At 61.8% G+C, this 25,513-nt stretch carries 28 protein-coding genes; 21 read left to right on the top strand and 7 right to left on the bottom strand.

Features of this window, described 5'->3' with window-relative positions:
* The first annotated feature begins 106 nt into the window (after positions 1–106).
* From ASE26_RS03185 to ASE26_RS03170, 4 genes are read left to right on the top strand one after another with little or no spacing between them, the layout of a single operon-like run.
* Positions 107–400: a DnaJ domain-containing protein gene (locus ASE26_RS03185; RefSeq protein ID WP_055936718.1), complete on the top strand. Its 294-nt coding sequence runs from the start codon at positions 107–109 to the stop codon at positions 398–400.
* 22 nt (positions 401–422) lie between these two features.
* Positions 423–923: a hypothetical protein gene (locus tag ASE26_RS03180; protein WP_057245579.1), complete on the top strand. Its 501-nt coding sequence runs from the start codon at positions 423–425 to the stop codon at positions 921–923.
* Between the two features lie 2 nt (positions 924–925).
* Entirely contained in the window at positions 926–1,702 is a 777-nt protein-coding gene (locus ASE26_RS03175; protein ID WP_055936724.1) for a hypothetical protein, read from the top strand.
* Positions 1,702–2,574: a hypothetical protein gene (locus tag ASE26_RS03170; protein WP_055936726.1), complete on the top strand. Its 873-nt coding sequence runs from the start codon at positions 1,702–1,704 to the stop codon at positions 2,572–2,574. The genes ASE26_RS03175 and ASE26_RS03170 overlap by 1 nt, the downstream gene beginning before the upstream one ends.
* Positions 2,575–2,612: 38 nt before the next feature.
* On the opposite strand, the gene ASE26_RS03165 is transcribed toward ASE26_RS03170, so the two are convergent.
* Positions 2,613–3,503: a LysR family transcriptional regulator gene (locus ASE26_RS03165; protein WP_055936729.1), complete on the bottom strand. Its 891-nt coding sequence runs from the start codon at positions 3,501–3,503 to the stop codon at positions 2,613–2,615.
* A gap of 76 nt (positions 3,504–3,579) precedes the next feature.
* Between ASE26_RS03165 and ASE26_RS03160 the strand changes: the two genes are divergently transcribed.
* Positions 3,580–4,779: an MFS transporter gene (locus ASE26_RS03160; RefSeq protein WP_057245578.1), complete on the top strand. Its 1,200-nt coding sequence runs from the start codon at positions 3,580–3,582 to the stop codon at positions 4,777–4,779.
* A 73-nt stretch (positions 4,780–4,852) separates the two neighbouring features.
* Positions 4,853–5,182, top strand: coding sequence for a hypothetical protein (locus ASE26_RS03155; protein ID WP_055936735.1), 330 nt, complete (start codon positions 4,853–4,855; stop codon positions 5,180–5,182).
* Positions 5,183–5,320: 138 nt separating this feature from the next.
* Here ASE26_RS03155 and ASE26_RS03150 read toward each other — a convergent pair whose 3' ends face one another.
* The gene (locus ASE26_RS03150; RefSeq protein WP_055936738.1) at positions 5,321–6,547 is read right to left on the bottom strand and encodes a CaiB/BaiF CoA-transferase family protein; all 1,227 of its coding nucleotides are present in this window, start codon (positions 6,545–6,547) and stop codon (positions 5,321–5,323) included.
* A 70-nt stretch (positions 6,548–6,617) separates the two neighbouring features.
* Here ASE26_RS03150 and ugpQ point away from each other — a divergent pair, with 70 nt between their 5' ends.
* The 6 genes from ugpQ (at position 6,618) to ASE26_RS03120 (ending at position 14,213) form a co-directional block, all read left to right on the top strand.
* The gene (ugpQ, locus tag ASE26_RS03145; protein WP_057245577.1) at positions 6,618–7,370 is read left to right on the top strand and encodes a glycerophosphodiester phosphodiesterase; all 753 of its coding nucleotides are present in this window, start codon (positions 6,618–6,620) and stop codon (positions 7,368–7,370) included.
* A gap of 87 nt (positions 7,371–7,457) precedes the next feature.
* A complete protein-coding gene (gene alaS, locus ASE26_RS03140; protein ID WP_057245576.1) occupies positions 7,458–10,073 on the top strand; it encodes an alanine--tRNA ligase in 2,616 nt (871 codons plus the stop codon).
* A 189-nt stretch (positions 10,074–10,262) separates the two neighbouring features.
* Positions 10,263–10,490 (top strand): sulfurtransferase TusA family protein, encoded by a 228-nt coding sequence (locus ASE26_RS03135; RefSeq protein WP_055936746.1) that lies wholly within the window; start codon positions 10,263–10,265, stop codon positions 10,488–10,490.
* A gap of 147 nt (positions 10,491–10,637) precedes the next feature.
* Positions 10,638–11,387, top strand: coding sequence for an electron transfer flavoprotein subunit beta/FixA family protein (locus ASE26_RS03130; protein WP_055936748.1), 750 nt, complete (start codon positions 10,638–10,640; stop codon positions 11,385–11,387).
* 27 nt (positions 11,388–11,414) lie between these two features.
* The gene (locus ASE26_RS03125; RefSeq protein ID WP_055936751.1) at positions 11,415–12,347 is read left to right on the top strand and encodes an electron transfer flavoprotein subunit alpha/FixB family protein; all 933 of its coding nucleotides are present in this window, start codon (positions 11,415–11,417) and stop codon (positions 12,345–12,347) included.
* A 75-nt stretch (positions 12,348–12,422) separates the two neighbouring features.
* Positions 12,423–14,213: an acyl-CoA dehydrogenase gene (locus tag ASE26_RS03120; protein WP_055936754.1), complete on the top strand. Its 1,791-nt coding sequence runs from the start codon at positions 12,423–12,425 to the stop codon at positions 14,211–14,213.
* A 79-nt stretch (positions 14,214–14,292) separates the two neighbouring features.
* Here ASE26_RS03120 and ASE26_RS29655 read toward each other — a convergent pair whose 3' ends face one another.
* The 3 genes from ASE26_RS29655 to ASE26_RS03105 all read right to left on the bottom strand — a co-directional run bounded on the left by ASE26_RS29655 (position 14,293) and on the right by ASE26_RS03105 (position 16,793).
* The gene (locus ASE26_RS29655) at positions 14,293–14,670 is read right to left on the bottom strand and encodes a methylated-DNA--[protein]-cysteine S-methyltransferase (RefSeq protein WP_229208111.1); all 378 of its coding nucleotides are present in this window, start codon (positions 14,668–14,670) and stop codon (positions 14,293–14,295) included.
* Between the two features lie 204 nt (positions 14,671–14,874).
* The gene (locus ASE26_RS03110; RefSeq protein ID WP_229207281.1) at positions 14,875–15,783 is read right to left on the bottom strand and encodes a polysaccharide deacetylase family protein; all 909 of its coding nucleotides are present in this window, start codon (positions 15,781–15,783) and stop codon (positions 14,875–14,877) included.
* Positions 15,780–16,793, bottom strand: coding sequence for a proline dehydrogenase family protein (locus ASE26_RS03105; RefSeq protein ID WP_229207282.1), 1,014 nt, complete (start codon positions 16,791–16,793; stop codon positions 15,780–15,782). The genes ASE26_RS03110 and ASE26_RS03105 overlap by 4 nt, the downstream gene beginning before the upstream one ends.
* 60 nt (positions 16,794–16,853) lie before the next feature.
* Here ASE26_RS03105 and ASE26_RS03100 point away from each other — a divergent pair, with 60 nt between their 5' ends.
* A complete protein-coding gene (locus ASE26_RS03100; RefSeq protein WP_055937524.1) occupies positions 16,854–17,474 on the top strand; it encodes a LysE family translocator in 621 nt (206 codons plus the stop codon).
* Here the strand turns inward: ASE26_RS03100 and ASE26_RS03095 are convergent.
* Positions 17,471–17,884 (bottom strand): glycine zipper 2TM domain-containing protein, encoded by a 414-nt coding sequence (locus ASE26_RS03095; protein WP_055936760.1) that lies wholly within the window; start codon positions 17,882–17,884, stop codon positions 17,471–17,473. The two genes, ASE26_RS03100 and ASE26_RS03095, sit on opposite strands and share 4 nt — an antisense overlap.
* A 114-nt stretch (positions 17,885–17,998) precedes the next feature.
* Positions 17,999–18,415 (bottom strand): NINE protein, encoded by a 417-nt coding sequence (locus ASE26_RS03090; protein WP_055937527.1) that lies wholly within the window; start codon positions 18,413–18,415, stop codon positions 17,999–18,001.
* A gap of 186 nt (positions 18,416–18,601) precedes the next feature.
* Here ASE26_RS03090 and rpsP point away from each other — a divergent pair, with 186 nt between their 5' ends.
* From rpsP to ASE26_RS03050, 8 genes are all read left to right on the top strand, one after another.
* Entirely contained in the window at positions 18,602–18,847 is a 246-nt protein-coding gene (gene rpsP / locus ASE26_RS03085; protein WP_055936763.1) for a 30S ribosomal protein S16, read from the top strand.
* A gap of 8 nt (positions 18,848–18,855) precedes the next feature.
* Positions 18,856–19,398: a ribosome maturation factor RimM gene (gene rimM, locus ASE26_RS03080; RefSeq protein ID WP_057245575.1), complete on the top strand. Its 543-nt coding sequence runs from the start codon at positions 18,856–18,858 to the stop codon at positions 19,396–19,398.
* A gap of 14 nt (positions 19,399–19,412) precedes the next feature.
* A complete protein-coding gene (gene trmD / locus ASE26_RS03075) occupies positions 19,413–20,159 on the top strand; it encodes a tRNA (guanosine(37)-N1)-methyltransferase TrmD (RefSeq protein ID WP_055936770.1) in 747 nt (248 codons plus the stop codon).
* 104 nt (positions 20,160–20,263) lie between these two features.
* Entirely contained in the window at positions 20,264–20,644 is a 381-nt protein-coding gene (gene rplS, locus ASE26_RS03070) for a 50S ribosomal protein L19 (protein WP_055936773.1), read from the top strand.
* Positions 20,645–20,719: 75 nt separating this feature from the next.
* Positions 20,720–21,382, top strand: coding sequence for a CoA pyrophosphatase (locus tag ASE26_RS03065; protein ID WP_055936776.1), 663 nt, complete (start codon positions 20,720–20,722; stop codon positions 21,380–21,382).
* Positions 21,383–21,426: 44 nt separating this feature from the next.
* Positions 21,427–22,386, top strand: a complete 960-nt coding sequence (locus ASE26_RS03060; RefSeq protein WP_055936779.1) for a CobD/CbiB family protein — start codon at positions 21,427–21,429, stop codon at positions 22,384–22,386.
* An 82-nt stretch (positions 22,387–22,468) separates the two neighbouring features.
* Entirely contained in the window at positions 22,469–22,774 is a 306-nt protein-coding gene (locus tag ASE26_RS03055) for a DUF3579 domain-containing protein (RefSeq protein ID WP_055936782.1), read from the top strand.
* 40 nt (positions 22,775–22,814) lie between these two features.
* Positions 22,815–25,508 carry a pitrilysin family protein gene (locus ASE26_RS03050; protein ID WP_055936785.1) on the top strand — a complete coding sequence of 898 codons (2,694 nt, stop codon included), beginning with the start codon at positions 22,815–22,817 and terminating at the stop codon, positions 25,506–25,508.
* Positions 25,509–25,513: the final 5 nt, after the last annotated feature.

Here is a 25,513-nt window from a genome sequence, read left to right as displayed (position 1 = left end):
GGGTCAGACCCAGGTTTACCGGTTTTAGGGTGATATTCAGCGTAAACAGGGCATTTTATAGGATAATTCGTCCTTACGCGTTTAAAAACCGGCCCGGAGTTGCAATATGGAAAATTTATATAATGTGCTCGGTGTCGCGCCTAATGCCTCTGACGAGGAAATCAAGAAGGTCTATCGTTCCCTGGCCATGCGTTTCCACCCGGACCGCAACCAGGAACCGGGCGCAGATGCCCGCTTCAAGGCCATCGTCAAAGCTTACGAAGTGTTGTCCGACCCCGAGAAACGGGAAGAATACAACCAGAGTGTGCACCACCGCATCATCATCGACCCGGAAGCGGAAGCCTACCAACAGTGGCGATCCGTTTTCAGCGTCAACGGCGTGACGATCCCCGCCGCCTGAATCAACAGAAAGACAGCAGCAAATGAGAAAAGTACACCCAGAGTTCGCCTACCAGGCGCGCGAGCTGGAAGGGCAGATCGAGGGCATCCTCGGCGATCCGCCTGACCACAAGAACTACAAGAAGATGGTCGAAGCCCTGCGCACCGAATACCTGAACGGCGGCGGCATCGACGATTTGAACATGATGGCTTTCGCCCTGGTGGACGTGATTGAATTCCACGACCCGAAGGCCACTTTTGCCGACGCCGAAGACTTCGAACACGGCGACCCGGCCCGCGTGTTCGGTGCAGCCACCTGCCCGAAGGCGGAAGGCTTGCTGGAAGCGCTGGAAGAGAACCACCCCGACCTGGCACGCCAGGCCATCATCACCGCGCTGCTGCACAAGCATCCGCGCATGTGGGACGACGAGGACACGTCGCTCGACCGCCTGGCTGAAGGCGACGAGGGCGATGATGAAGACGATTACTCGGATGATGTCGCAACCGACGACTTCACCGGCATCTTTGACCAGCAGGAGGATTGAGCATGACCGACAAGAATCTGCCAGCCATTCGCAAGCAGGTCACCGAACTCGTTCTGGCAGGCTCCCTGGAGCACGCCGAACGCGCCTTTGCCGAAGCAGCCGACACCCACGGCGACCTGGCCGTGGTGGAAGTGCTGCAGGAGTTGCCGCCGCACGTGACGGCGCTGCACATGTCCGGTTTCGACGGCGGCAAGATGTCGCTGGCGACGCTGCTGGTGCCGCCGAAGCAGTGGGCCGAAAGCCTGGCCTACCTGGCAGCGACCTGGCCGGACGACATGATCGAAGACGATCCTGAACGCATCGCCGAATCGCTGTTCGCGCACATCCACGGCGTTGTCTTCGGCACCGAAGACGAGGAGCGCCGCTCCGAACTGCTGAAGGAAGCCTCGGCTACCGACTGGGGCTGCACCGCATTCGCGATCCTGTTCTCGCTGGCGCCGAAAGAAGTGCTGGAAGTGGCGGGCGAGGTGATTTCGAAAGGCGCCTACCTGACCGGCCAGACCGCGTCGGACAACGACATCGTGCCGCTTGCCGTCGCCCTGGCGAAGGCCAATGAAGACGGCTGGGACCGAGCGCTGTTCGAACTGTTCCCGGAATTCCGCCACAGCGCCGACCTGGCCGATGCTGAATTCAGCGACGATCCGGACGAAGAGCCTGAGCACCTGCAGCGCTCGACCAAAGAGCTGCTGTACCGGCTGCGCAAGCAAGTGCCGACCACCCGCAGCGGCACCGGCCGTGAACGCGCACGCCGCTCGATCGGCACGGGGATCTTCGGCTGATGCTGCCCGCACTCGTCAAAGAAAACCTGCCGCGACTGACCCGCGCCATCAAACTGCTGCCCGGCGACGACCGCGAAGATGCGGCCGTCGTCCTGGCGGAAGAATTGAGCGGCATCACGGCCATGGTGGCGGACAAGTTCACCAACAACCGCACGGCGGAAGGCATCCAGAGGGCAGTCAACCTGACTGTTGGCGGCGTTTCGCTCGGCCTGGAGCAGCTGCTGACCGTCGACTCCGACGAGCTGGCGCTGGACTTCCTGGTGGAGCAGGGCGCCGAGCTGGCGTTCCAGGCCGGCTTCGTCCAGCTGAAGGACCTGGCGGCGATGCCGGAAGATACGCTGATCGGTGAGTACGACAACGACCCGATGTACGCACAGCGCCGCCTGCGCGACCTGTTCTTCGACATCTGCTTTACCGAGCCGGGCGCCAACTGGGATGGTCCATCCAAATACCAGACCCAGTTGAAGCAGCGGCAGGAAGTGCAGGCCGTGGTGCGGCTGGCGAACTGGCTGCGCCGGCATAACCTGGAAGGCGCGATCAAGGATCCTGACCTGAACGCGGAAGGCGTGATTGCGCTGGCGATCATCTTCGCGGTGGAAGGCGGCGGCCGCATTGTCGCCCGCACCGGCCAGAAAGAGTTTGAACGCTTCGTCAAGGCTGTGCGCAAAGCCAAGCCGGATTACGAGGCAGGCTGGGAGGCGCTGGTGGCAGCGGTACCGGAGCAGCATCGCGCAGTGCTGCTGAACCGGATCGACCTGTATCGCCGCACCTGCACCGTACTGCAAAAGCTGCCGGGGCGTTTCGCAATGAAGACGCTGTGGACCGAGCTGGAAAACTACGCCGGCTCCGAGCTCGACGCCGACTACGACTGAACCTTGGCTGGGGGCAGACCCAAGGGCCTGACCCGGTTTTACCGGTTCTCTTCGAGCGCCACCCGCACAAACGCCTCCACCAGCGCCCCGCCATCCGCCCGCCGCTGCGCCAGTTGCAGCGAAGTGACCGCCCCCGCATCATCCAGCGGACGAAACGCCACGCCCTCCAAATGCATCGACTGGAACGGCGACGGCAGCACCGACACCCCAATCCCCGCCGCAACCAGTCCGATAATGGTTGCCGCCTCGCCCGCCTCCATCGCCACCTGCGGCACAAAGCCTGCCGCCCGGCACATGCCCAGGATCGCGTGATTAATGCCCACGCCGGACTCCTTCGGATACATCACCCACGGAAGCTCCGCCAGGTCAGCCACTTTGATCTTGCGCTTGCGCGCCAGCGGCGAATCGCTGGCGAGGACCAGCAGCAGCGCATCCCGGCGCAGGGTAGTCAGCGCCAAGTGCTCCGGCAACGCCACCTCGGGCGGACGCACAAAACCAAGATCTATCTTGCGCGCCTCCAGCGCATCGATCTGGTGCAGCGTCGTCATCTCATGCAAGGTGAGCGCCACGTCCGGATAAAGCTGCCGGTAGCGGCGGATGGTGCGCGCAAACAGCGGGGTGAATGGCGTTGAAAACGTGAAGCCAACACGCAGTTCGCCGGCCTCGCCGCGCTGCGCCCGGCGCGCCCGTTCCGCCGCACGCTCGGACTGCGCCAGGATAGCCCGTGCGTCCTCCAGGAACAGCTTGCCGGCCTCGGTCAATCGCACCCAGCGCTTGCTGCGGTCGAACAGGCGCGCGCCCACTTCCGCCTCCAGCGCCTGGATTTGCTGGGAGAGGGGCGGCTGGCCGATATGCAGCCGTTCGGCAGCGCGAGTGAAGCTGAGCTCCTCGGCGACAGCCACGAAATAACGCAGGTGACGCAATTCCATAATATGTTGAAGCGATTAATAACGCCTCAAATATATATTGGACAGTAATACTGGGCAATCCTAAGATGGATTCACCATGAAAGCCCTGAGCCACCCCACCAATCGCGCCATGTTCTTTGGCGGCTTCTCCTGTTTCGCACTGTTGTACTGCGTACAACCGCTGATGCCGCTGCTGTCCCACGAATTTGCGCTGACGCCGGCCCAGGGCAGCCTGTCGCTCTCCCTGTCGACGGCCGCCTTGGCGGTCTCGCTGCTGGTGTCGAGCGCGATCTCCGACCGTTTCGGCCGCAAGCCCTTGATGGTTGGTGCGCTCGCGATTTCCGCCTTGATGACATTGCTGTGCGCACTGGCCGGTGGCTACGGCCAATTGCTCGCCGCACGCGTCCTGCTTGGCATTGCACTGGGCGGCATGCCCGCCGTCGCCATGGCCTACCTCGCCGAGGAAATCGAGCCCGAGTCACTGGGCCTGTCGATGGGCCTGTATATCAGCGGCAGCGCGTTCGGTGGCATGGTCGGGCGCATGGTGACTTCCGTGCTGAGCGATTTTTTCTCGTGGCGCGTCGCCCTGGTGGCGATGGGCGTGGCCGGCGTGCTGGCGGCTGCCGAGTTCTGGCGCAGCCTGCCGGAATCGCGCCGCTTCCGCCCCTCAACCGGAGGTTGGCGCGCACTGCCGGAGCAAGCGCGCCGGCACCTGGGTGACGAAGGACTGCCGTGGCTGTTCACCCTGGCTTTCCTGTTGATGGGTTGCATGGTGAGCGCCTACAACTACATCAGCTACCGACTGCTGGCCGCGCCTTTCGATTTGCGCCAGAGTGTGGTCGGCGGGATCTCGCTGCTGTACCTGCTCGGGATTTTCAGCTCAGTCTGGGCCGGCAAGCTGGCCGACCGCTACGGGCGCAAGGGTGTGCTCTATCTGGTGCTCAGCCTGATGCTGGCCGGAATCGTACTCACCTTGTCGAGCTGGCTGCCGTTGGTCGTGGGGGGCTTGGCCTTGTTCACTTTCGCCTTCTTCGCATCGCACTCGATGACCAGCAGCTGGGTAGGCAGGCGCGCTCGCGGGGCGGCATTGGCCTCGGCACTGTACCTGTTCTTCTATTACCTTGGTTCCAGCGTGATCGGCTGGGCTGCGGGGATATTGTGGGGGAGGGCGGGCTGGACTGGAGTTGTCGCGCTGCTCGCCAGCTGTTTGGTGGGAGCTGTTGCGATTGCTATCCACTTGCGCCGGTTGACGCCCATTGCGCCAATGTTGAGCCAGATCAAAGCTGAGGCAGGGTGATTGAACCGCCGGGTGAGAATGATCTCCAAGTCCGACCGGCACGCTGGGTGCCGTTTTGAGCGAGGAGATCATCATGATGCACGATCGAGAAATCCGTATCAGGCTCAGCAACATCCAAATGGCAGTGAGCCAGGCCGCGCAAGCACTATCGGCCGAACGCCACCTGACTGGCGAGCTGCGCGACACGATCCAGAAGCTGGACCGCCGCTCCGACGACATCAGCGAAATGCTGGTGAGTGAAGACTACGCCAACGTACCCAAGTTGGTAGACGATATGGAGCTGCTCGGCGCCCGCGCCCGCCGCGTCTGCGCCAGCGAGCGCATGCAGGTCACCCCCGAGATGAAAGCCGTCGTGAACCACATGCACCGCGAACTGTTCGACTTCAAACAGCACCTGCACTAAAAGCCGCACCAGCCGAGCCCGTGTCACACCATGGGGTCACACCCTAAGTGTGACACGGGCTCTTCCTTAGCACGGTCGGGCTCGTGTCACACCTGGGGTGTGACCCCACGGTGTGACACGGGCTCGGCCGTATCGCTTTTACAGGATGCCTTTGCTGCGCAGGGTGGCGATTTCTTCTTCGCTGCGGCCGAGGACTTGGCGCAGTACTTCGTCGGTGTGCTGGCCCAGCAGGGGCGGGGCCATGTCGGTTTCGGCCGGGCTGGCGCTCAGGCGCATCGGGTTGCGCACCAGTTTTACCTTGCCAGCGGTCGGGTGGTCGGTTTCGATCATCATGCCGCGCGCTTGTACTTGCGGGTTCTTGAACACGTCATGCAGGTCGTTGATCGGGCCGCATGGCACGCCCACCGCTTCCAACTGCTCGATCCACCAGTCGCGTGGCTGCGACTTCACCATGTCGGCCAGGATCGGCACCAGCTCGTCGCGGTTCTTTACGCGCAGCGGATTGGTAGCGTAGCTTTGGTGGAAAGCCAGGTCGGCGCGGCCGCCCACTTCGACAAACTTCTGGTACTGGCCGTCGTTGCCGGTGGCGACGATGATGTAGCCGTCGGCGCAGGCGAAGGTCTGGTAGGGCACGATGTTGGCGTGGGCATTGCCCCAGCGCTTAGGCGCCTTGCCGCTATTCAGGTAGTTGGAGCCCATATTGGCCAGCATGGCCACTTGCACGTCCAGCAGCGCCATGTCGATGTATTGGCCTTCGCCGGTGCGGTCGCGGTGGGTCAATGCGGCCAGGATCGCGATGGTGGAGTACATGCCGGTCATCAGGTCGGTCAGCGCGACGCCGGCTTTTTGCGGGCCGCCGCCGGGCAGGTCGTCGCGCTCGCCGGTCACGGACATCAAACCGCCCATGCCCTGGATCAGGAAGTCGTAGCCGGCGCGGTGTGCGTACGGTCCGTCCTGGCCGAAGCCGGTCACGGAGCAGTACACCAGGTCCGGCTTGACAGCCTTCAGCGAGTCGTAGTCCAGCCCATATTTTTTCAGCTGGCCGACCTTGTAATTTTCCAGCACCACGTCGGCCTGCCTGGCCAGTTCGCGGATCAGGGCCTGCCCCTCAGGCTTGGAGATGTCGCAGGTCACGGAGCGCTTGCCGCGGTTGGCGGACAGGTAGTACGCCGCTTCGGTGGTGTCGGCGCCGGAGGCGTCCTTGGCGTATGGCGGACCCCAGGCACGCGTGTCGTCTCCGGCGCCAGGACGTTCGATCTTGATCACGTCCGCACCAAGGTCGGCCAGGTTCTGCGAGCACCAAGGCCCAGCCAGTACGCGGCTTAAGTCCAGTACGCGAATGTGTCCAAGGGCCTTCGGCGTCATGTTGTCTTCTTCCTACTGTTTTCAGGGAGCGTTAGCTTAACGCATCCAACCGTGTTAGTGTCTTAATCCTATGTGGCCCTACCCAAAAATCGTTGCGCATCGCGGAGGCGGTACGCTCGCTCCGGAAAATACTATCGCCGGCCTGCGCGCTGGCCTGGCTTATGGTTTCCGCGCGGTGGAATTCGACGTCATGCTGTCGTCCGATGCCATCGGTGTGGTGATGCACGACTCGCATTTCGGCCGCACTGTGTACGGCGACGGTTTTCTGCCTAACTTCACGGCTGCGGAATTGGCGAAGATGGATGCGGGCCGCTGGTTCGGACCTGAGTTCCGCGGCGAGCCCGTGCCCTTGTTCCTGGAATGGGTCGATTACTGCAAAGAGCACAAGATCTGGATGAACATCGAGATCAAGCCGGCGGAGGGCCATGACGAGGCGACTGGCCGCTGGGTGGCGCAAACCGCGCGTGCCCGCTTTGCCGCCGAAGTGGCGGCGGGCGATCCGGCGCAAATGCCTTTGCTGTCTTCCTTCAGCATGCCTGCTTTGGCGGCCGCGCGTGATGCGGCGCCTGACCTGCCGCGCGCTTGTCTTTTCGATAATATTCCTGCGAATTGGCTGGCAACGGTGCGCGAGCTTGGCGCGGTGGCGATCCATACCAATCACAAATACCTCACGCCGGACCAGGCGAGGGCGGTGAAGGCGGCGGGCCTGGGCCTGTTTTGCTATACCGTGAATTCCCCTGAGCGAGCGCGGGAAATCCTCGCCCTCGGCGTGGACGCTTTTTGCACCGACCGCATCGACCTGATCGGGCCGGACTTCGACTAGCGGCTTAGAGGCCGACGCCCACCGCAACGGCGGGCTGTTCACGTATAATCAACCCTTTGCACCAGCCTGCAACCTACCTTTTACGACATGAAATCTGCTGAAATTCGCGAAAAGTTCCTGAAGTTCTTCGAATCCAAGGGTCACACGATTGTCCGTTCCAGCTCGCTGGTGCCAGGCAACGACCCGACCCTGCTGTTGACCAACTCCGGCATGGTGCAGTTCAAGGACGTGTTCCTCGGCCAGGACGTGCGCCCGTATTCCCGTGCCACCACCGTGCAGCGCTGCGTGCGCGCCGGCGGCAAGCACAATGACCTGGAAAACGTCGGCTACACCGCGCGCCACCACACTTTCTTTGAAATGCTGGGCAATTTCAGCTTCGGCGATTACTTCAAGCGCGATGCGATCCAGTACGCCTGGGAGCTGCTGACCAAGGTCTACGGCCTGCCGCCTGAAAAGCTGACCGTCACCGTCTACATCGAAGACGACGAAGCCTATGACATCTGGGCCAACGAAATCGGCGTGCCGAAAGAGCGCATCATCCGTATCGGCGACAACAAGGGTTCGCGCTACGCGTCGGATAACTTCTGGCAGATGGCCGACACCGGTCCTTGCGGTCCTTGCACCGAGATCTTCTACGACCACGGCGCCGACATCTGGGGCGGCCCTCCAGGCTCGGAGCAGGAAGACGGCGACCGCTTCATCGAAATCTGGAACCTGGTGTTCATGCAGTTCAACCGCGACGAAGCGGGCGTGATGCACAAGCTGCCGAAGCCTTGCGTGGATACCGGCATGGGCATGGAGCGCCTGGCCGCAGTGCTGCAGCACGTGCACTCCAACTATGAGATCGATTCCTTCCAGGCCCTGATCAAGGCTGCCGCCCGCGAAACCGGCGCGACCGACCTGGAAAACAAATCCCTGCGCGTGATCGCTGACCACATCCGCGCTTCTGCTTTCATGATCGTCGACGGCATCATCCCTGGTCCGGAAGGCCACGGCTACGTCCTGCGCCGCATCATCCGCCGCGCGCTGCGCCACGGCCATAAACTGGGCCAGACCAAGGCATTCTTCTACAAGCTGGTGGCAGACCTGAACACTGAAATGGGCGGTGCTTATCCGGAGCTGGCTGAGGCCAAGGACCGCGTTGCCCAGGTGCTGCAAGCGGAAGAGGAGCGTTTCGGCGAGACGCTGGAAAACGGCATGAAGATCCTGGAAGCGCAGCTGGCCAAGGATCCGAAGAACCTCGATGGCGCCACCGCTTTCACCCTGTACGACACCTACGGCTTCCCGCTGGACCTGACCGCCGATATCTGCCGCGAACGCGAAGTGACGCTGGACGAGGCAGGTTTCAACCTGGCGATGGAAGAGCAGAAGCGCAAGGCGCGCGAAGGCGGCAAGTTCAAGAACAAGATGGCGGCCAATGTTGAATACAGCGGCGAGAAGAACAAGTTCGTCGGCTACGACCAGCTGCAGCACAACTCGAAAGTGATCGCCCTGTACGCCAACGGCGCACCGGTGCAGGAACTGAAAGCAGGCGAGCAGGGCATCGTGGTCCTGGATACCACCCCGTTCTACGCCGAATCCGGCGGCCAGGTGGGCGACCAGGGCCTGATCCAGGCCGCCGGCGCAAAGTTCGAAGTGGAAGACACGCTGAAGATCCAGGCCGACGTGTTCGGCCACCACGGTGTGCTGGCATCCGGCGCGCTGAAGGTTGGCGACGCTGTCGGCGCGGAAGTGGACCAGCATGCGCGCGGCCGCACCATCCGCAACCACTCGGCAACCCACCTGATGCACAAAGCCCTGCGCGAAGTGCTGGGCGGCCACGTGGCACAGAAAGGCTCGCTGGTTGATCCGGACAAGGCGCGTTTCGACTTCTCTCACAATGCGCCGATGACCGCCGAGGAAATCGCCAAGGTGGAAGCTATCGTCAACGCCGAGATCCTGGCCAACGCTGCGACCCAGTCGCATAACATGTCCTTCGATGACGCTGTGAAGCACGGCGCCATGGCGCTGTTCGGCGAGAAGTACGGCGACGAAGTGCGCGTGATGGACATCGGTTCCTCGAAAGAGCTGTGCGGCGGCGTGCACGTGCACCGCACCGGCGATATCGGCCTGTTCAAGATCGTCTCGGAAGGCGGCGTTGCAGCCGGTATCCGCCGCGTGGAAGCCGTGACCGGCGAAGGCGCGCTGGCGCTGGTGCAGGGCATGGCGCGCAAGCTGAATGAAGCTGCCGCCGCGCTGAAGTCGAATCCTGAAGAACTGACCGCCAAGATCGGCGCCGTGCAAGAGCAGGTGAAGTTGCTGGAAAAAGAACTGGCTGCACTGAAGTCGAAGCTGGCTTCCGGCCAGGGCGACGAACTGGTGAACAAGGCAGTCGACGTCAAGGGCCTGAAAGTCCTGGCTGCGACCATGGAAGGCGCCGACGTCACCGCGCTGCGCGAAACCATGGACAAGCTGAAAGACAAGCTGAAGTCCGCCGCCATCGTGCTGGCCTCCGTCAGCGATGGCAAAGTCAGCTTGATCGCCGGCGTGACTGCTGACTCCGTCGGCAAGGTCAAGGCAGGCGAGCTGGTCAACTTCGTTGCACAACAAGTGGGCGGCAAGGGCGGTGGCCGCCCTGACATGGCGCAGGCCGGCGGCACCAATCCGGACGCACTGCCAGGTGCGCTCGGTGGCGTTGCAGCATGGGTGGAGTCGCGTATCTAAGAGCTGCTGCGGGCCCGCGCCTACTAGGGCGGGCCTTTCCGGCATGGCAATGTCGTTGTGATTTTGCAACGCAACATTAACTATTTTGGTGCAGTGCGTCAGACGCACAAAATTGGAGTAGTATGTCGGAACCAGTTGTACAGAAGCGAGATATTGATGAGCGAAACTCTTACTCTCGAGTCCGAGACCATGGAATTTCATAAGGACCTCGACGCGCGCGGCCTGAATTGCCCGCTGCCTATCCTCAAAGCCAAGAAAGCCTTGGCGGAATTGGAAAGCGGCCAGGTATTGCGTATCGTGGCGACCGATCCAGGGTCAGTGCGTGACTTCCAGGCCTTTGCCAAGCAGACTGGCAATGCATTGTTGTCCCACATCCAGCAGGGCACTGAATTTACGTTTTTGATGCGCCGCAAGTAAAAACTGCGGTATGCTACCGGTTGCTGATTTTCGGCGCCGGATTGTATTTAAAAAACGCACGATCGTGCTTTTATTCGATAAGTGATATCGAATTCCAATATAATCTAGCCCACTAATTTTACTTATCTCTTTTTCAAAGGCACACCTATGAAAGTCCTGGTACCTGTCAAGCGCGTCGTCGACTTCAACGTGAAAGTGCGCGTCAAATCCGACGGCACTGGCGTAGATATCGCCAACGTCAAAATGTCGATGAACCCGTTCGACGAGATCGCACTGGAAGAAGCGACCCGCCTGAAAGAAGCCGGCAAAGTAACCGAAGTGGTTGCCGTATCCGCCGGCGTGACCCAGTGCCAGGAAACCCTGCGCACCGGCATGGCGATTGGCGCCGACCGCGGCATCCTGATCGAAACCGGCGTTGAGCTGGAGCCGCTGGCTGTGGCCAAGCTGCTGAAGGCTGTTGCCGATAAAGAGCAACCGCAACTGATCATCCTGGGCAAGCAGGCAATCGACGACGACTCCAACCAGGTTGGCCAGATGCTGGCAGCGCTGCTGGGCTGGCCGCAAGCGACCTTCGCTTCGAAGGTTGAACTGGGCGACGGCAAAGTCACCGTGACGCGCGAAGTGGACGGCGGCCTGGAAACCCTGGCGCTGCAACTGCCAGCTATCGTGACCACCGACCTGCGCCTGAACGAGCCACGCTACGTGACCCTGCCTAACATCATGAAGGCGAAGAAGAAGCCGCTGGATGTCGTCAAGCCTGAAGACCTGGGCGTTGACGTGACCCCACGCCTGAAAACCCTGAAAGTGGCCGAGCCTGCCAAGCGTTCCGCTGGTATCAAAGTGCCTGACGTAGCGACCCTGGTGTCCAAGCTGCGCGCCGAAGCTAAAGTCATCTAATTCACCGAATACTCTAGGAACTCAATCATGGTCGCACTCGTCATCGCAGAACACGACAACGCATCCCTGAAGGGCAGCACCCTCCACACCGTTACCGCCGCCGCCAAATGCGCAGGCGAAGTACACGTGCTGGTCGCTGGCTCGAACGCCGGCGCCGCCGCCGCTGCCGCCGCGAAAATCGCCGGCGTCACCAAAGTGCTGCACGCTGACGCAGCCCACTTCGCCGACGGCCTGGCAGAAAACGTCTCCGAGCAGATCCTGGCGATCGCTGGTGGCTATTCTCACATCCTGGCTCCGGCAACCGCCTACGGCAAGAACATCCTGCCACGCGTAGCTGCAAAACTGGACGTGGCCCAGATCTCCGAAATCACCAAGGTTGACGCGCCTGACACCTTCGAGCGCCCAATCTACGCCGGCAACGCAATCGCCTACGTGCAATCGTCGGACAAAGTCAAAGTCATCACCGTACGCAGCACCGGCTTCGACGCTGCTGCTGCCGAAGGCGGTTCCGCTGCCGTGGAAACCGTGGCTGCCGCTGCCGATTTCGGCAAGTCCGCTTTCGTTGGCCGCGAAGTGGCCAAGTCGGACCGTCCGGAACTGACCGCTGCCAAGATCATCGTTTCCGGTGGCCGCGGCATGGGCTCCGCTGACGCCTTCAAGATCCTGGAACCGCTGGCTGACAAGCTGAACGCCGCCATGGGTGCATCGCGCGCCGCGGTGGACGCAGGCTTCGTGCCGAACGACTGGCAGGTAGGCCAGACCGGCAAGATCGTTGCTCCTTCCCTGTACATCGCCGTCGGTATTTCCGGCGCGATCCAGCACTTGGCCGGCATGAAGGATTCCAAGGTCATCGTGGCCGTGAACAAAGACCCTGAAGCTCCAATCTTCTCCGTTGCCGACTACGGCATCGTAGGCGACCTGTTCGAGGTTGTTCCTCAACTGGTCAAGGAACTGGGTTAATTAAATAAATGTCCTGAAAAAGGACTGAGTACCGGGGCCACGCAAGTGGCCCTTTTACTACCTTGGAGAGGTGTCATGAGCTATCAAGCCCCAATGAAAGACATGCTGTTCGTGATGAACGAACTGGCAAACCTGGCAGGCGTATCCGCGCTGCCAGGCTGTGAAGATGCAAATGCGGAAACCGCGGAAGCCGTACTGGAAGAAAACGCGAAATTCGTGAGCGGCGTGATCGCCCCGCTGAACCACGCAGCAGACAAAGAGCCAAGCTCCTGGACTGACGGCAAGGTCACCACTTCGAAGGGCTTCAAGGAAGCCTTCAAGCAGTTCGCTGAAGCCGGCTGGCAAGGCCTGCAGCACCCGACTGAATTCGGCGGCCAGGGCCTGCCGAAGCTGATCGGCACCCCATGCGTGGAAATGCTGCACGGCTCGAACCTGTCGTTCGCGCTGGTGGCGCTGCTGTCCGACGGCGCGATTGAAGCGCTGCTGACCGCTGGTTCCGACGAGCAGAAGGCAACTTACCTGGAGCCGCTGGTGACCGGCAAATGGACCGGCACCATGAACCTGACCGAGCCGCAAGCCGGCTCCGACCTGGCAGCCGTGCGCACCCGCGCCGTACCGCAGGGCGATGGCACCTACAAAGTATTCGGCACCAAGATCTTCATCACCTACGGTGAGCACGATATGGCCGAGAACATCGTTCACCTGGTGCTGGCGCGTACGCCTGATGCGCCGGCTGGCGTGAAGGGCATCTCGCTGTTCATCGTGCCGAAGTTCATGGTCAACGCCGACGGTTCGCTGGGCGAGCGCAACGATGCGCACTGCGTGTCGATCGAACACAAGCTGGGCATCAAGGCTTCCCCGACCGCCGTGCTGCAGTTCGGCGACAACGGCGGCGCCGTGGGCTACCTGGTGGGCGAAGAAAACCGCGGGCTGGAATACATGTTCATCATGATGAACGCAGCCCGCTTCGGCGTCGGCATGCAGGGCGTGGGCCTGGCGGAAAATGCGTACCAGCAGGCGGTGACCTTCGCCAAGGACCGCGTGCAGTCGCGCGACCTGAACGGCTCCCCGGCTGGCGTGGCGATCATCAACCACCCGGACGTGCGCCGCATGCTGATGTCGATGCGCGCCCAGACCGAAGCAGCGCGTGCGCTGGCTTACGTAGCTGCCGGCATCCATGACGTGGCACACCACCACGCAGACGCGGAAGTGCGCGCGGCAAACCAGGCTGTCTACGAATACCTGGTGCCGATCGTGAAGGGCTGGTCGACCGAGATGTCGGAAAACGTGGCCCGCGACGGCGTGCAAGTGCACGGCGGCATGGGCTTCATCGAGGAAACCGGCGCGGCGCAGCACTACCGCGATGCCAAGATCCTGACCATCTACGAGGGCACCACCGCGATCCAGGCCAATGACCTGATCGGCCGCAAGACCGTGCGTGATGGCGGCGCGCTGGCCAAATCGATCATTGCGCAAGTGCGCGCGACTGCCGAAGAACTGGCTGGCGTGAACAGCCCTGATTTCGCCGCAATGCGCAAGCACCTGGCGCAAGGCGCCGACGACCTGGAAGCGGTGGTGGAGTACGTGGTCAACCACGTCAAGTCGGATATCAAGGGCGTATTCTCGGGTTCCGTGCTGTACCTGAAGCTGGCCGGTATCGTCTTCGGCGGCTGGCAGATGGGCCGTGCTGCGCTGATCGCGCAATCGAAGCTGTCGGCAGGCGGGGGCGATGCATCGTTCTACCACGCCAAAATCGTGACCGCGCGCTTCTTCGCGGATCACATCCTGTCCGGCTCCACCGGCATGCGCGCCGCCATCGTTGAGGGCAGCGCAGGTGTGCTGGGCCTGGAAGTCGAGCAGTTCTAAGTTGCAGCGGGGCGGCCCTTGCGCCGCCCTTCATGCGCAAGGAGTCATTCCTTGTGCGCCAATCCCCCGCCGTAGCCCGTCAGCGATCCATCCTTGCCGATAACCCGTGGCAGGGAATGATGATCGCAATCCGGTTTGCCCCATTCGCTCCAGCTACTGCCCGCACCGAGTTGGGCGCCCCCAGGCGCGCTGCCAGGTCGGCGTAATGCGTCACTTCCCCAAACTCCATTGCGCGCAGCGCATTCCAGACGCCGCGCTGGAAGTCGCTTCCCGACGCATCGAGCGCCACGCTGAATTGCCGGCGTTTGCCTTCGAAGTATTCTGCGATCTCTGTCTCGGCCTGGCGCGTATGCGCGTTTTCTCCGGCCAGGCGGAAGCCCAGCGCCAGCGCTTCCTTGATGTCGGAGAAGAAGTCGACATTCTCCGCCTTCGGCTCGCGTGCACGGCAGGTTGGCAGGCAGAAGATGCCGTGGTCTTGACCGCCGCATAAAATGCGCCGACATGTTCAGGCGAGCGTGCGACCAGTGCCTGGTAGCAGCGCTGGATGTCGGTGGGATCAGTGAATTTCATCGTCGAGGAGGGAAGCGGAGGATTGATGGCAGGAGCTTAACGAGGCTCCTGCCTGGGCTGCAACCGAAAATCGGACGACAATTTTTTGGCCTTACAGTCCTTTTTTCGCGAGTTCAGCGATCTCGTAGTCCCCATCATCCACCAGGCGCTCGCCGCCAGGCATCATTCCCAGTCCCAGTGTCCGCCCAAGCGACAGCAGCAAGCTCTGGCCTGCAACCTTGCGCACCGGCTCCAGCTGGTAGACCGGGTCGGCAAAGGCTTCTGCCGGCGTGACGATCTTCCAGCCCATCTGCCCGAATTGCGCCAGCACGTCGTCCAGCCATAGTGCGTTGATCAGGTTGTGGTGCAGCAGCAGGACCTGAGAGATATCGCGTCCTTGCAGTTGCTGCGACAGCTCGCGGTAAGCCAGTGCGCGCTGCTTGATATGGGCCAGGTAGGCAGTGCGGATCGCGCCGACATCGGCCTTGGGATCCTTCGCCAGTACCTGTTCCAGCTTTTCGTTCAGGCGCCAATCGCTGGTGTCCAGGCTCACCTGCGCATTGCGGTAGCCATGGTCGCGCAGGAATGTGCGCATGCCATCGATCTTTTCCGGAGTATTCCCTTCGCGCAGATAGGTAAAGCGCAACCATTTCCGGTAGCCGGGCTGGGTGCTGATCAAGCTGTCGCACTCCATCACCTGGCGCTGGTATTCGGCCAGCGGGACTTTTTCCAGGTCCGGATGCGTCACCGTGTGGTTGCCGATCGCGTGGCCGGCCTTGCTCCAGGCTTGCAATAGCGGCAGGCCTTGCTGCGTGTTGGCGCCGTAGCTTGTGGTGACGAACAGTGCCGCCTGCACGCGGTGCTTGGCAAGCGCAGCCAGGATAGCCTGGTTGCGTTCCTGCGCAGACATGCGGGGCGTGTTGCCGGCGTTGGGGCCGTCATCGATGGTGATCGCTACCGATTGCGCTTGCGCGGCACTGGCTGCGGCCAGGGCTGCTGCGGCGAGAAGGCGGCGCATCATGCCGCACCCAGGGCGTCAACGACCGCCTGGTAGACGCGGACTGGTTCTTCGGAGATGCGGTTCAATACGTACAAGAAGTACTCCTTCCCAAAAACTGCGTACTCGCGCGTGGCGAAGCCGCCGTCGCGCAGCTCGGAGATATTCTGCTCGCCCAGGCCGATCAGCGACTCGAATTCGTAGTGGCCGGCTGCGATGCCCTCGGCGCGAATCATGGCCGCCAGCTCGTCCTGGACCGGGCGGTCATGCGTCGCGATCGAGCATTTGTGGCCGCTGCGCAGCAGTACGGCTGCGTAGCGGCGATAGGCCGCAGCCAGTTCGGGGCTGTTGCGAGGATAGGCGATCTGCACCGGTTCGAACATGGCGCCCTTGACCAGGCGGATGCGGCCCGGATGGCGCAGCAGGGCAGGGAGGTCGTTCGCGGTGCGGTGCAGCTTGGCCGGCACCGTGATGCCGACGTTCGCCAGTCCGTCCTGCTGGTGCAAGCGGCTATAGGTCTCGTAAATGCCGGAGGTGCGATCGGAAGCCTCCATCGAAATCATCACTTCCTGGCCGATCTCCTGCGCTGCCCGCGCGATGCGGCGCGCATTGCGATAGCCGAGCTCCGGATCGACCAGCGAGCCGATATGCGACAAGTCGAACGAGATCGAACAGTCGAGGTGCTGCTCGCCGATGGCCTGCACCAGCTGCAGGAATACGCTGGTTTCCGCGTTGGCGAAAGCTTCGTCGCGTACGCTCTCGCCCATGTACTCGGCGGAAGCGCGGTGCCCGTTCTGGTTGATCATCGCGGCACGCACGATGACGTCCGCTACCGTGCTGCCCGCAACATAACGCTGCGATACGCGCTCCATGTAAGGGCGCAGCATCGGGTCCTCCAGGAAGCGGGCCTTGGCGTCCTCATTGACGGCCAGTTCGCGCAAGGCGCTGGCTGCGCGGTCCACCAGGGGTTGCCACTGGGGCGGGAAGTGGGGCGGGAAGTGGGGCGGGAAGTGGGGCGTAGTATTGTCTGTCACGGTGTCTCCTTGCGCGTTTTGGCGTTGTATATTAACTAAAATTTCCATATGGAGCCGGCCATGGATGCTTCAACCCTCATGCTGTTCGTGCCCGCCTGTTTTGCATTGAATATGGCGCCCGGGCCGAACAACCTGCTATCGGTCAGCAATGCCACGCGCTATGGCTTTCGCCGCTCGTGCCTGGCGGGTGCCGGACGGCTGGTCGCATTTGCAGGGATGATCGCGCTGGCGTCGGCCGGGCTGGCAGCGGTGCTGCATACCTCCGAGCTGCTGTTCTATGGGATCAAGACCGTTGGCGCGATCTACCTGTTCTACCTGGCGTGGCAGCTCTGGCGTGCGCCGCCGGGTGGGCAGGTGGCGGGCGCTGCGCCAGTTGCGGGCTGGTGGCAGTTGGCACGCCAGGAATTCCTGGTCGCTTCGGGCAATCCGAAAGCAATCCTGATTTTCACGGCTTTCCTGCCGCAATTCGTCGATCCTGCCGGGCCGGTAGGCGCACAGTTCTTCGTGTTGGGCGTATTGTTTTTGCTGCTGGAGCTGGTGGCGCTGGCGGCTTACGCCTGGATGGGCGCGCGCATGCAGAAGTGGTTCGCGCAACCGCGCGGCAAGAGGACGTTCAATCGGATTTGCGCCGGCCTGCTGGCCGGCGCGGGGATGGGGTTACTGCTGTCGCGGAGGGCTTAGTAGCGTTCCAGGCCGCCGTGTTCGCGGCGAACGTGGTCGCCATTGCGCAGGTTAGGATCGTTCTTCAGTACGACGGTGCCGACCTTGCCGGTTTCGTACTTGACGGTCACGTGCCATTCCTTGACCTTGTTCATTTTGCCTTCGATCTTCTTGCCAGCGTAGGCGCCGCCGGCAGCGCCAGCAACGGTGGCCAGGGTTTTGCCGGTGCCGCCGCCTACCTGGTTGCCCAGCAGGCCGCCAGCGAGACCGCCGGCAATAATGCCGGTCGCGCCGCCTTCGCCATCTTTTTCGACGACTTTAACAGCGGTCACAGTGCCGCAATCGGCGCAAACAGAGCGTTTCGGTTGCGCATTCGCGCCGGTAACCGTTACGGCCAGGATGGCTGGCAAGAGGAATTTAATTACTTTCATATGGGTTCTCCAAAAACGGTTGTAGTGTGGTGAGTATAGGTCAATAGTTGCCGAATGGAATGCAAATTTGTGACAAGACGTTAGCCGTACATGAGCCTGTGTCCCACCATGGGGTCAGCCGTAGATGCCGCCGGTGTAGAGCAGGTCGAACAGGCGGGCGATGGTGGCGATCAGGCTGAAGGCGCCGAACATCAGGCTGGCGACCAGTACGATCGCCAGCGGCCAGCGCGAACTCGATTGCTTGCCGGAGCCGGGATTGAAGGCGGCATCCCATTTCTCATCGGGCATGAGGCCCAGGACCAGGGCCTCGAGCACGCCGACCAGGATCGACACGATCAGTGGCAGCAGCAGGAAGTAGGGATCGGCTTTCGGCCACAGCGCAAACACGGCGGCGCAGCCGAGCAGGCTGGCCGCGTGCAGCCAGCCCCATTTGTCGGCCAGGCCGCGCAGGTAGAAGCGGTGCAGGCCGAGGCCGCCGGCGACGGCGGCGAGCAGGGCGGCAAAGGTTTTGTTTTTGTGTAAAACAGACATGATTGCTGCCGAAAAGTCCGAAAAACCGGCAGTATCGCACAACAAAGCTGTTGCCGCCGTGGCTAGTTCAGGGGATAATTTCGGATTGTCCAAGTCCCCACCAATTTGATTAATCTTGCAGGTCGGATTGAAAGCGCGCTATAATTTGCGGCTTTATCCGACTCAGCACTCTTTTTTGGAAATATTATGGTCGTTATTCGTTTAGCTCGTGGTGGCGCCAAGAAGCGTCCTTTCTACAACATCGTTGCAACCGATTCCCGCAATCGTCGTGACGGCCGTTTCGTAGAGCGTATCGGCTTCTTCAACCCAATGGCTACCGGCCAAGCAGAAACCTTCCGCGTTGCTGCTGACCGTCTGGCTTACTGGCAAGGCGTTGGCGCTCAGCTGTCCCCAGCTGTTGCCAAGCTGGTTGCTACCCAGAAAGCAGCTTAATTCAAGCTTTGAGCAGCAAGACCGCATCTGGGGTGCAAGCCCCGGCTGACCTGGTTCAGGTTGGCTTTGTTTTCGGTGCCTACGGCATCACCGGCGGGGTCCGTGTCCGACCCTTCAACTCCGAAGCAGATGCGCTGCTGCATGCCACCACTTGGTGGCTCGACAAGCCAAGCCTGCGTGACGTGGAAGTCAAGCGGGCTAAGCTGCATGGTGGCGATGTCGTCACCACTATCGTCGGGATGACGGACCGTAACGAAGCAGAAGCGCTGAAAGGCGCGGCCGTATTCGTCTCGCGCGCCGATTTCCCGCAGCTGCAAGAAGACGAATACTACTGGGGCGACTTGCTCGGCCTGGCAGTTCAGAATCAACAGGGCGAAAGCCTTGGAACAGTCGCGGACATGATGAGCAATGGGCCACAATCCATTTTGCGCGTCGAGTACGAGGCTGATGGAAAGGCGCAAGAGCGCCTGATCCCGTTTGTAAGCCAGTTTGTCATCAGGGTGGACAAGGACGCGAAGCAGATCATCGTGGACTGGGGCCTGGATTACTAATCCGGAACCGCACAATGCAATTCGACGTCATTTCCCTGTTCCCCGAGATGTTCGCTGCCTTGACGCAGTCCGGCGTAACCCGCCGTGCGTTCGAGCAGAAGCGCTGGGGCCTGTCGCTGTGGAATCCGCGCGATTTCACCACTGACAACCACCGCACCGTGGATGACCGCCCTTACGGCGGCGGCCCGGGGATGGTGATGCTGGCCAAGCCGCTGGAACAGACCATCGCGGCCGCTAAGCAGCGCCAGGTGGTTTCCGGCTTGCCGGCGCCGCGCGTGGTGTACATGTCGCCGCAAGGCAAGCAGCTCACGCATGAACGCGTGATGCAGTTGAAGCAGGAGCCCGGCCTCGTGATCCTGTGCGGCCGCTACGAAGCGGTGGACCAGCGTTTGCTGGACCGTTGCATCGATGAAGAAATCAGCCTCGGCGATTTCGTGCTGTCCGGCGGCGAGCTGCCTGCCATGGCCCTGATGGATGCCGTGGTGCGCCAGTTGCCAGGCGTGCTGAATACCGATGCTTCGGCAGTCGAAGACAGTTTCGTCAACGGCCTGCTGGATTCGCCGCACTATACGCGGCCAGAGATTTATGAAGGCGAGGCAGTGCCACCCGTGCTTTTGGGCGGCAACCACGCCGAGATCGAGAAGTGGCGCCGTGAGCGCATGCTGGAAGCGACGGCGCGCAAGCGTCCCGACCTGCTGGCAAAGGCGCGCGAAGCGGGCCTGCTCTCGAAGAAGGACGAAAAGTTTTTGGCGGGTTTGTAAACCCGTTGTAGTACCGTGGCAGGCATGTTGCCTGCCGTGTTTCAACCCCATCCTCTACCGGGCATCCCTGATCGCGCCGGCAAGATGGTAATAGGAGTCATACAATGAACCTGATCCAGCAACTGGAACAAGAAGAAATCGCTCGCCTGGGCAAGAGCATCCCTGAATTCGCACCTGGCGATACCGTGATCGTCAACGTAAACGTAGTTGAAGGCACCCGCAAGCGCGCCCAGGCTTACGAAGGCGTTGTTATCGCTCGTCGTAACCGCGGCCTGAACTCGAACTTCATCGTTCGTAAGATCTCGTCCGGCGAAGGCGTTGAGCGTACCTTCCAGCTGTACTCCCCGCTGATCGCTTCGATCGAAGTGAAGCGTCGTGGTGACGTTCGCCGCGCCAAGCTGTACTACCTGCGCGAGCGTTCGGGCAAATCCGCACGTATCAAGGAAAAACTGCCAAACCGCAAAGTTGCGGCAACCGCAGCGTAATCCATACTCCGGTATCGGATTCGGAAAAGGACGCCTTCGGGCGTCCTTTTTTTTCAGCTTGGTACAATGCCGCCTATGGCCAAAACTCCTTTCGACCCGACCCAGCTACCGATTGAAGCAATTGCCGGTGAAGCCGCGGTGCTGCTGGAGCGCCTGGCGCCGGATTGGCTGCGACGCCGCTTTGCCGAGCCGCCTGATTGGACGCCGGAACCGTCCGAGCCGCCGCTCGGCCTGCATCGCGGCGAACCGACGCCGGCTGCCGTGCTGGTGCCGCTGGTGCTGCGCGAAGATGGCGTCCACCTGCTGCTGACAATGCGTACCGCGCACCTGAACGACCATGCCGGGCAAGTGGCGTTCCCCGGCGGCCGCGCCGAGCCGACTGACGCCGATGCGATCGACACCGCCTTGCGCGAAACGGAGGAGGAGATCGGCCTGGATCGCCGCCATATCGACGTGATCGGCACGCTGCCCTTGTACTACACCGGGACCGGCTATGCCGTGACGCCGGTGGTGGGTCTGGTGACGCCGCCGTTCGACATGAAGGCCGACCCGTTCGAGGTGGCCGAGATCTTCGAGGTGCCGTTCCAGTTCCTGATGGATGGCGCCAACCACCAGCGCCTGGCAGCCGAGCTGCCGAATGGGCGCCGCACTTTTTACGCAATGCCTTACCAGAACTATTTTATCTGGGGCGCAACGGCCGGCATGCTGCGCAACCTGTTTCATTTCTTGCGCGCATAAGCTATCGTAGCGGGCATTGTGGTACTGCTAATCAAAGGATTTAGATGACTTTTCTCTCCATTCTCGTGGCCTTGCTGTTCGAACAACTGAAGCCCCTGCGAGCGGACAACCCGATCTGGGCGGAAATCAAGAGCCTGGCCGTACGCATGGAGCAATGGTTCAATGCCGGGCATGCGAGCCATGGCCGCATGGGCTGGTTCCTGCTGATCGGCGCGCTGACGCTGCCTGCCGGCCTGGTGTACTGGCTGCTGCTGCGCTACAACCTGGTGCTGGCGGCCTTCGCCTGGAACGTGCTGATCGTCTACCTGACGCTGGGCTTCCGCCATTACAGCCATTACTTCACCTCGATCCAGCTGGCCTTGAGTGCCGGCGATGAAAGCCAGGCGCGCTCGCTGCTGGCCGAGTGGTGCAAGATCGATACCGTGGGCATGGAAGTGAGCGAGATCTCCCGCATCGCGGTGGAGAAGGCGCTGGTGACCACCCACCGCAATGTGTTCGGCGTGTTTTTCTGGTTCCTGATGCCGCTTGGCCCTTGCGGCGCGATCCTGTACCGGGTGTCCGAATACCTGGCCCGCGCCTGGAACGAGCCGGAGCATATGCGCCAGGAAGCCTTTGGCATCTTCGCCCACAAGGCGTTCTACTGGATCGATTGGGTTCCGGCGCGCCTGACGGCTGTGGCCTTCGCCGTGGTCGGCAATTTCGAAGATGCGATCTACGCCTGGCGCAATTTCGCCCACCGCTGGAAGGATGAGGCGATCGGCATCATCCTGTCGGCCGGCGGCGGCGCCATGGGCGTGCGCCTCGGCACGCCGAATGAAAACGCGGCCAAGATCATTCCGTCCGACGCGGCAACCGTCGACATCAGCGACATGGAAGTGGACCAGCTGCCGGGCGATGAGCCGGGCGTGCGCGCCCTGCAAAGCACGGTCGGCCTGGTGTGGCGCGCACTGCTGCTGTGGATGATGCTGCTGTTGCTGCTGTCCGGAGCGGTGTGGCTCGGCTAAAATGACCTGAACCCGGAGCCCCGTTCAAGTCTTCTATAAGATATAATACTGGGGTTCCTCACAGCAACCGGGTTTCAGGTATATGGCCAGCGAGTTCTTCATTCTTGGGCTTACGACCGACGGCAAACAATTCCGTCCAAGCGACTGGGCGGAACGACTGGCCGGTGTACTGGCGTGCTTCCGCCCGGAAGGCTCCGGCGGGCGCCATGCCCACCTGCAGTTCTCACCCTACGTCACCCCGACTGTCGTCAACGGCATCAAGGCCGTTGTCGTCAACGAAGGCCTGCGCGAAATCCAGCCGATGGCTTATAACTTCGTTAAGGAATTCGCCAAGGATAACAAGCTGCAGGTGGTCGAAGCCTGCCTGATACCTGACGAAAAGGCTTAAGTGTCGTAGGATAGGGTTTTGCCAACATGAGCAGAACCCCATGCACATCAGATACGTCGCAGCGCTGCTGCTGACCACTTCTTCGGCTCTCGCCCAAACCTTGCCCGCCGGCGTCGCCAAAGGCCCCTCGGTCGAAGGCATTACCGAATACCGCCTGCCCAACGGGCTCAAAGTCCTGCTGTTCCCCGATGCGTCGAAACCGACGGTGACCGTCAACGTCACCTACCTGGTCGGCTCGCGCCATGAAAATTACGGTGAAACGGGCATGGCGCACTTGCTGGAGCACCTGATGTTCAAGGGCGCACCCAAGCATCGCAATATCCCGCAGCAGTTTTCCGAGCGCGGCATGGAGTTCAACGGCACCACGTCGCTCGATCGCACCAACTACTACGAAGTCTTCCAGGCCAGCCCGGAAAACCTGCAGTGGGCGCTGGACATGGAAGCCGAGCGCATGACCAGGTCCTTCATCTCGAAGAAGGACCTGGATTCGGAAATGACCGTGGTGCGCAACGAGTACGAAAGCGGCGAGAACAGCCCGTTCGAAGTGCTGTACAAACGCCTGGAAAGCGTGGCCTACGACTGGCACAGCTACGGCCGCTCCACCATCGGCAACCGCAGCGACATCGAAAACGTCAAGATCGAGAACCTGCAGGCGTTCTACCATACCTACTACCAGCCGGACAACGCGGTGCTGCTGGTGGCGGGCAAGTTCGATCCCTCGCAGACGCTGGCCTGGATCAGCAAGAAATTCGGCGCCATCCCGAAGCCGAAGCGCAAGCTGCCGCAGTTCTGGACCGTGGAGCCGACGCAGGATGGGGAGCGCCAGTACGCGGTACGCCGCAAGGGCGATGTACAGATCGTGCTGGTGGGCTACAAGATTCCATCGGGCCTGCATAACGATGCCGATCCGCTGGCTTTCATGGGGCAGGTGCTGGGCGACACGCCAAACGGCCGCCTGCACAAGCAACTGGTCGAAAGCGGCAAGGCAGCGCAGGTGTTTGCCATGAGCCAGCCTGGTTTCGCGCCAAGCCTGCAAGTGTTCGGCGCGGTGGTGAAGATGGGACAGCCGATCGAACCGGTGCGCGATGAACTGATCGCGGCGGTGGAGGGCTTTGCCAAGGCCCCGCCGACCGAAGAGGAAATGGAGCGCACGCGCCGCGAGTACGGCAACTCGATCGAAAAGGCGCTGAACAATCCACAGCAGGTCGGCGTGGCCTTGAGCGAGCATATCGCGCTGGGCGACTGGCGGCTGCTGTTCCAGGGCCGCGACGGCCTGGCGGCGATCACCTCCACTCAGGTGGCGGAAGCGGCGGGACGCTATATGAAGCGCGACAACCGCACCGTCGGCACCTTCATCCCGGACGACGCGCCGCAGCGCGCGGACATCGGCGCGGCGCCGACCGCGGCCGAACTGGTCAAGGATTACAAGAGCAAGGCCAGCGCCCTGACCTCGGAAAACTTCGATCCGAGCCAGGACAACATCATGGCGCGCACGGAGCTGAAGGAAATCGGCGGCCTGAAGCTGGCGCTGCTGCCGAAGAAGAATCGCGGCGAGACGGTGGCAGTGGACCTGCGCCTGCATTGGGGCGACGAGAAGAACCAGTTCGGCAAGCAGATGCTGGCAGCGGCCGCGGACCAGATGCTGGCGCGCGGCACCAGCAAGTATTCGCGCGCGCAGCTGGCCGATGCAATGTCGAAGCTGAAGATGTCGGGCAGCCTGTATCACTTCGAGACCACGCGCGAACACCTCTCTGCCGCGCTGCGCCTGGTGGCGCACGTGCTGAAGGATGCTTCGTTCCCGGAGGCGGAATTCGAGCAGATGCGCCAGCAGTGGATCGTCGCCATCGATGCTTCGCGCAACGACCCGCAGGCGATGGCGGGCAGGAAGCTGGCCGAGTACTTCGATCATTGGCCGAAAGGCGACCCGCGCAGCGTGATGACGCTCGACGAACAGATCGAGGCGGTCAAGGCGATGCAGCTGGCGGAGGTGAAGGCCTATCACGATGAGTTCTACGGCACTGCGCGCGGCGAGCTGTCCGTAGTCGGGGACTTCGACAAGGCGGAACTGGTCAAGGTCGCCAGCGAGGAGCTGGCCGGCTGGCAAAGCAAGGCCGCATACGCGCCAATCCTGGATAAACATGCGGAGAAGGCTGCGACCCGCCTCACGCTGGATGCGCCGGACAAGGAAAACGGCATGTTCGCCGCGCGTATGAATATCCCGCTGCGCACGGACGATGCCGATTATCCGGCGCTGGAGCTGGCGAACTACATCTTCGGCAATGGCGGCCTGAAGTCGCGCCTGATGGACCGGATCCGCCAGAAGGAGGGCCTGTCCTATGGCGGCGGTTCCTCGCTTGATGCCGGCGACCGTGACGACGCGGGCGGCTTTAGCGTTGAAGCGATTGCAGCGCCGCAGAATATGGTCAAGCTGGAAGCGGCTGTGCTCCAGGAGCTGGAGCGCGCGGTGAAGAACGGTTTTACCGCGGCCGAAGTGGCCGGTGCCAAATCGGGCCTGATGCAGCAGCGCGTGCAGAACCGCTCGAAGGATGACGTGGTAGCCGGCGCCTGGTCGCACTTCCGCTACCTGGACCGCACCTTTGTGTGGAGCAAGGAATATGAGGCGAAGCTGAAGGCCTTGACCGCGGAGCAGGTGAGTGCAGCCTTCCGCAAGCATATCGATCCGGCCAAATTGTCGGTGGTGATTGCCAGCGACGCTTCGAAGGCCAAGCGCTAAGTGGA

The organism is Duganella sp. Root198D2 (assembly GCF_001428585.1).
GTDB lineage: Bacteria > Pseudomonadota > Gammaproteobacteria > Burkholderiales > Burkholderiaceae_D > Rugamonas.
The sequence above is the reverse complement of the archived record's forward strand: the minus strand, read 5'-3'. Positions and strand labels throughout refer to the sequence as shown.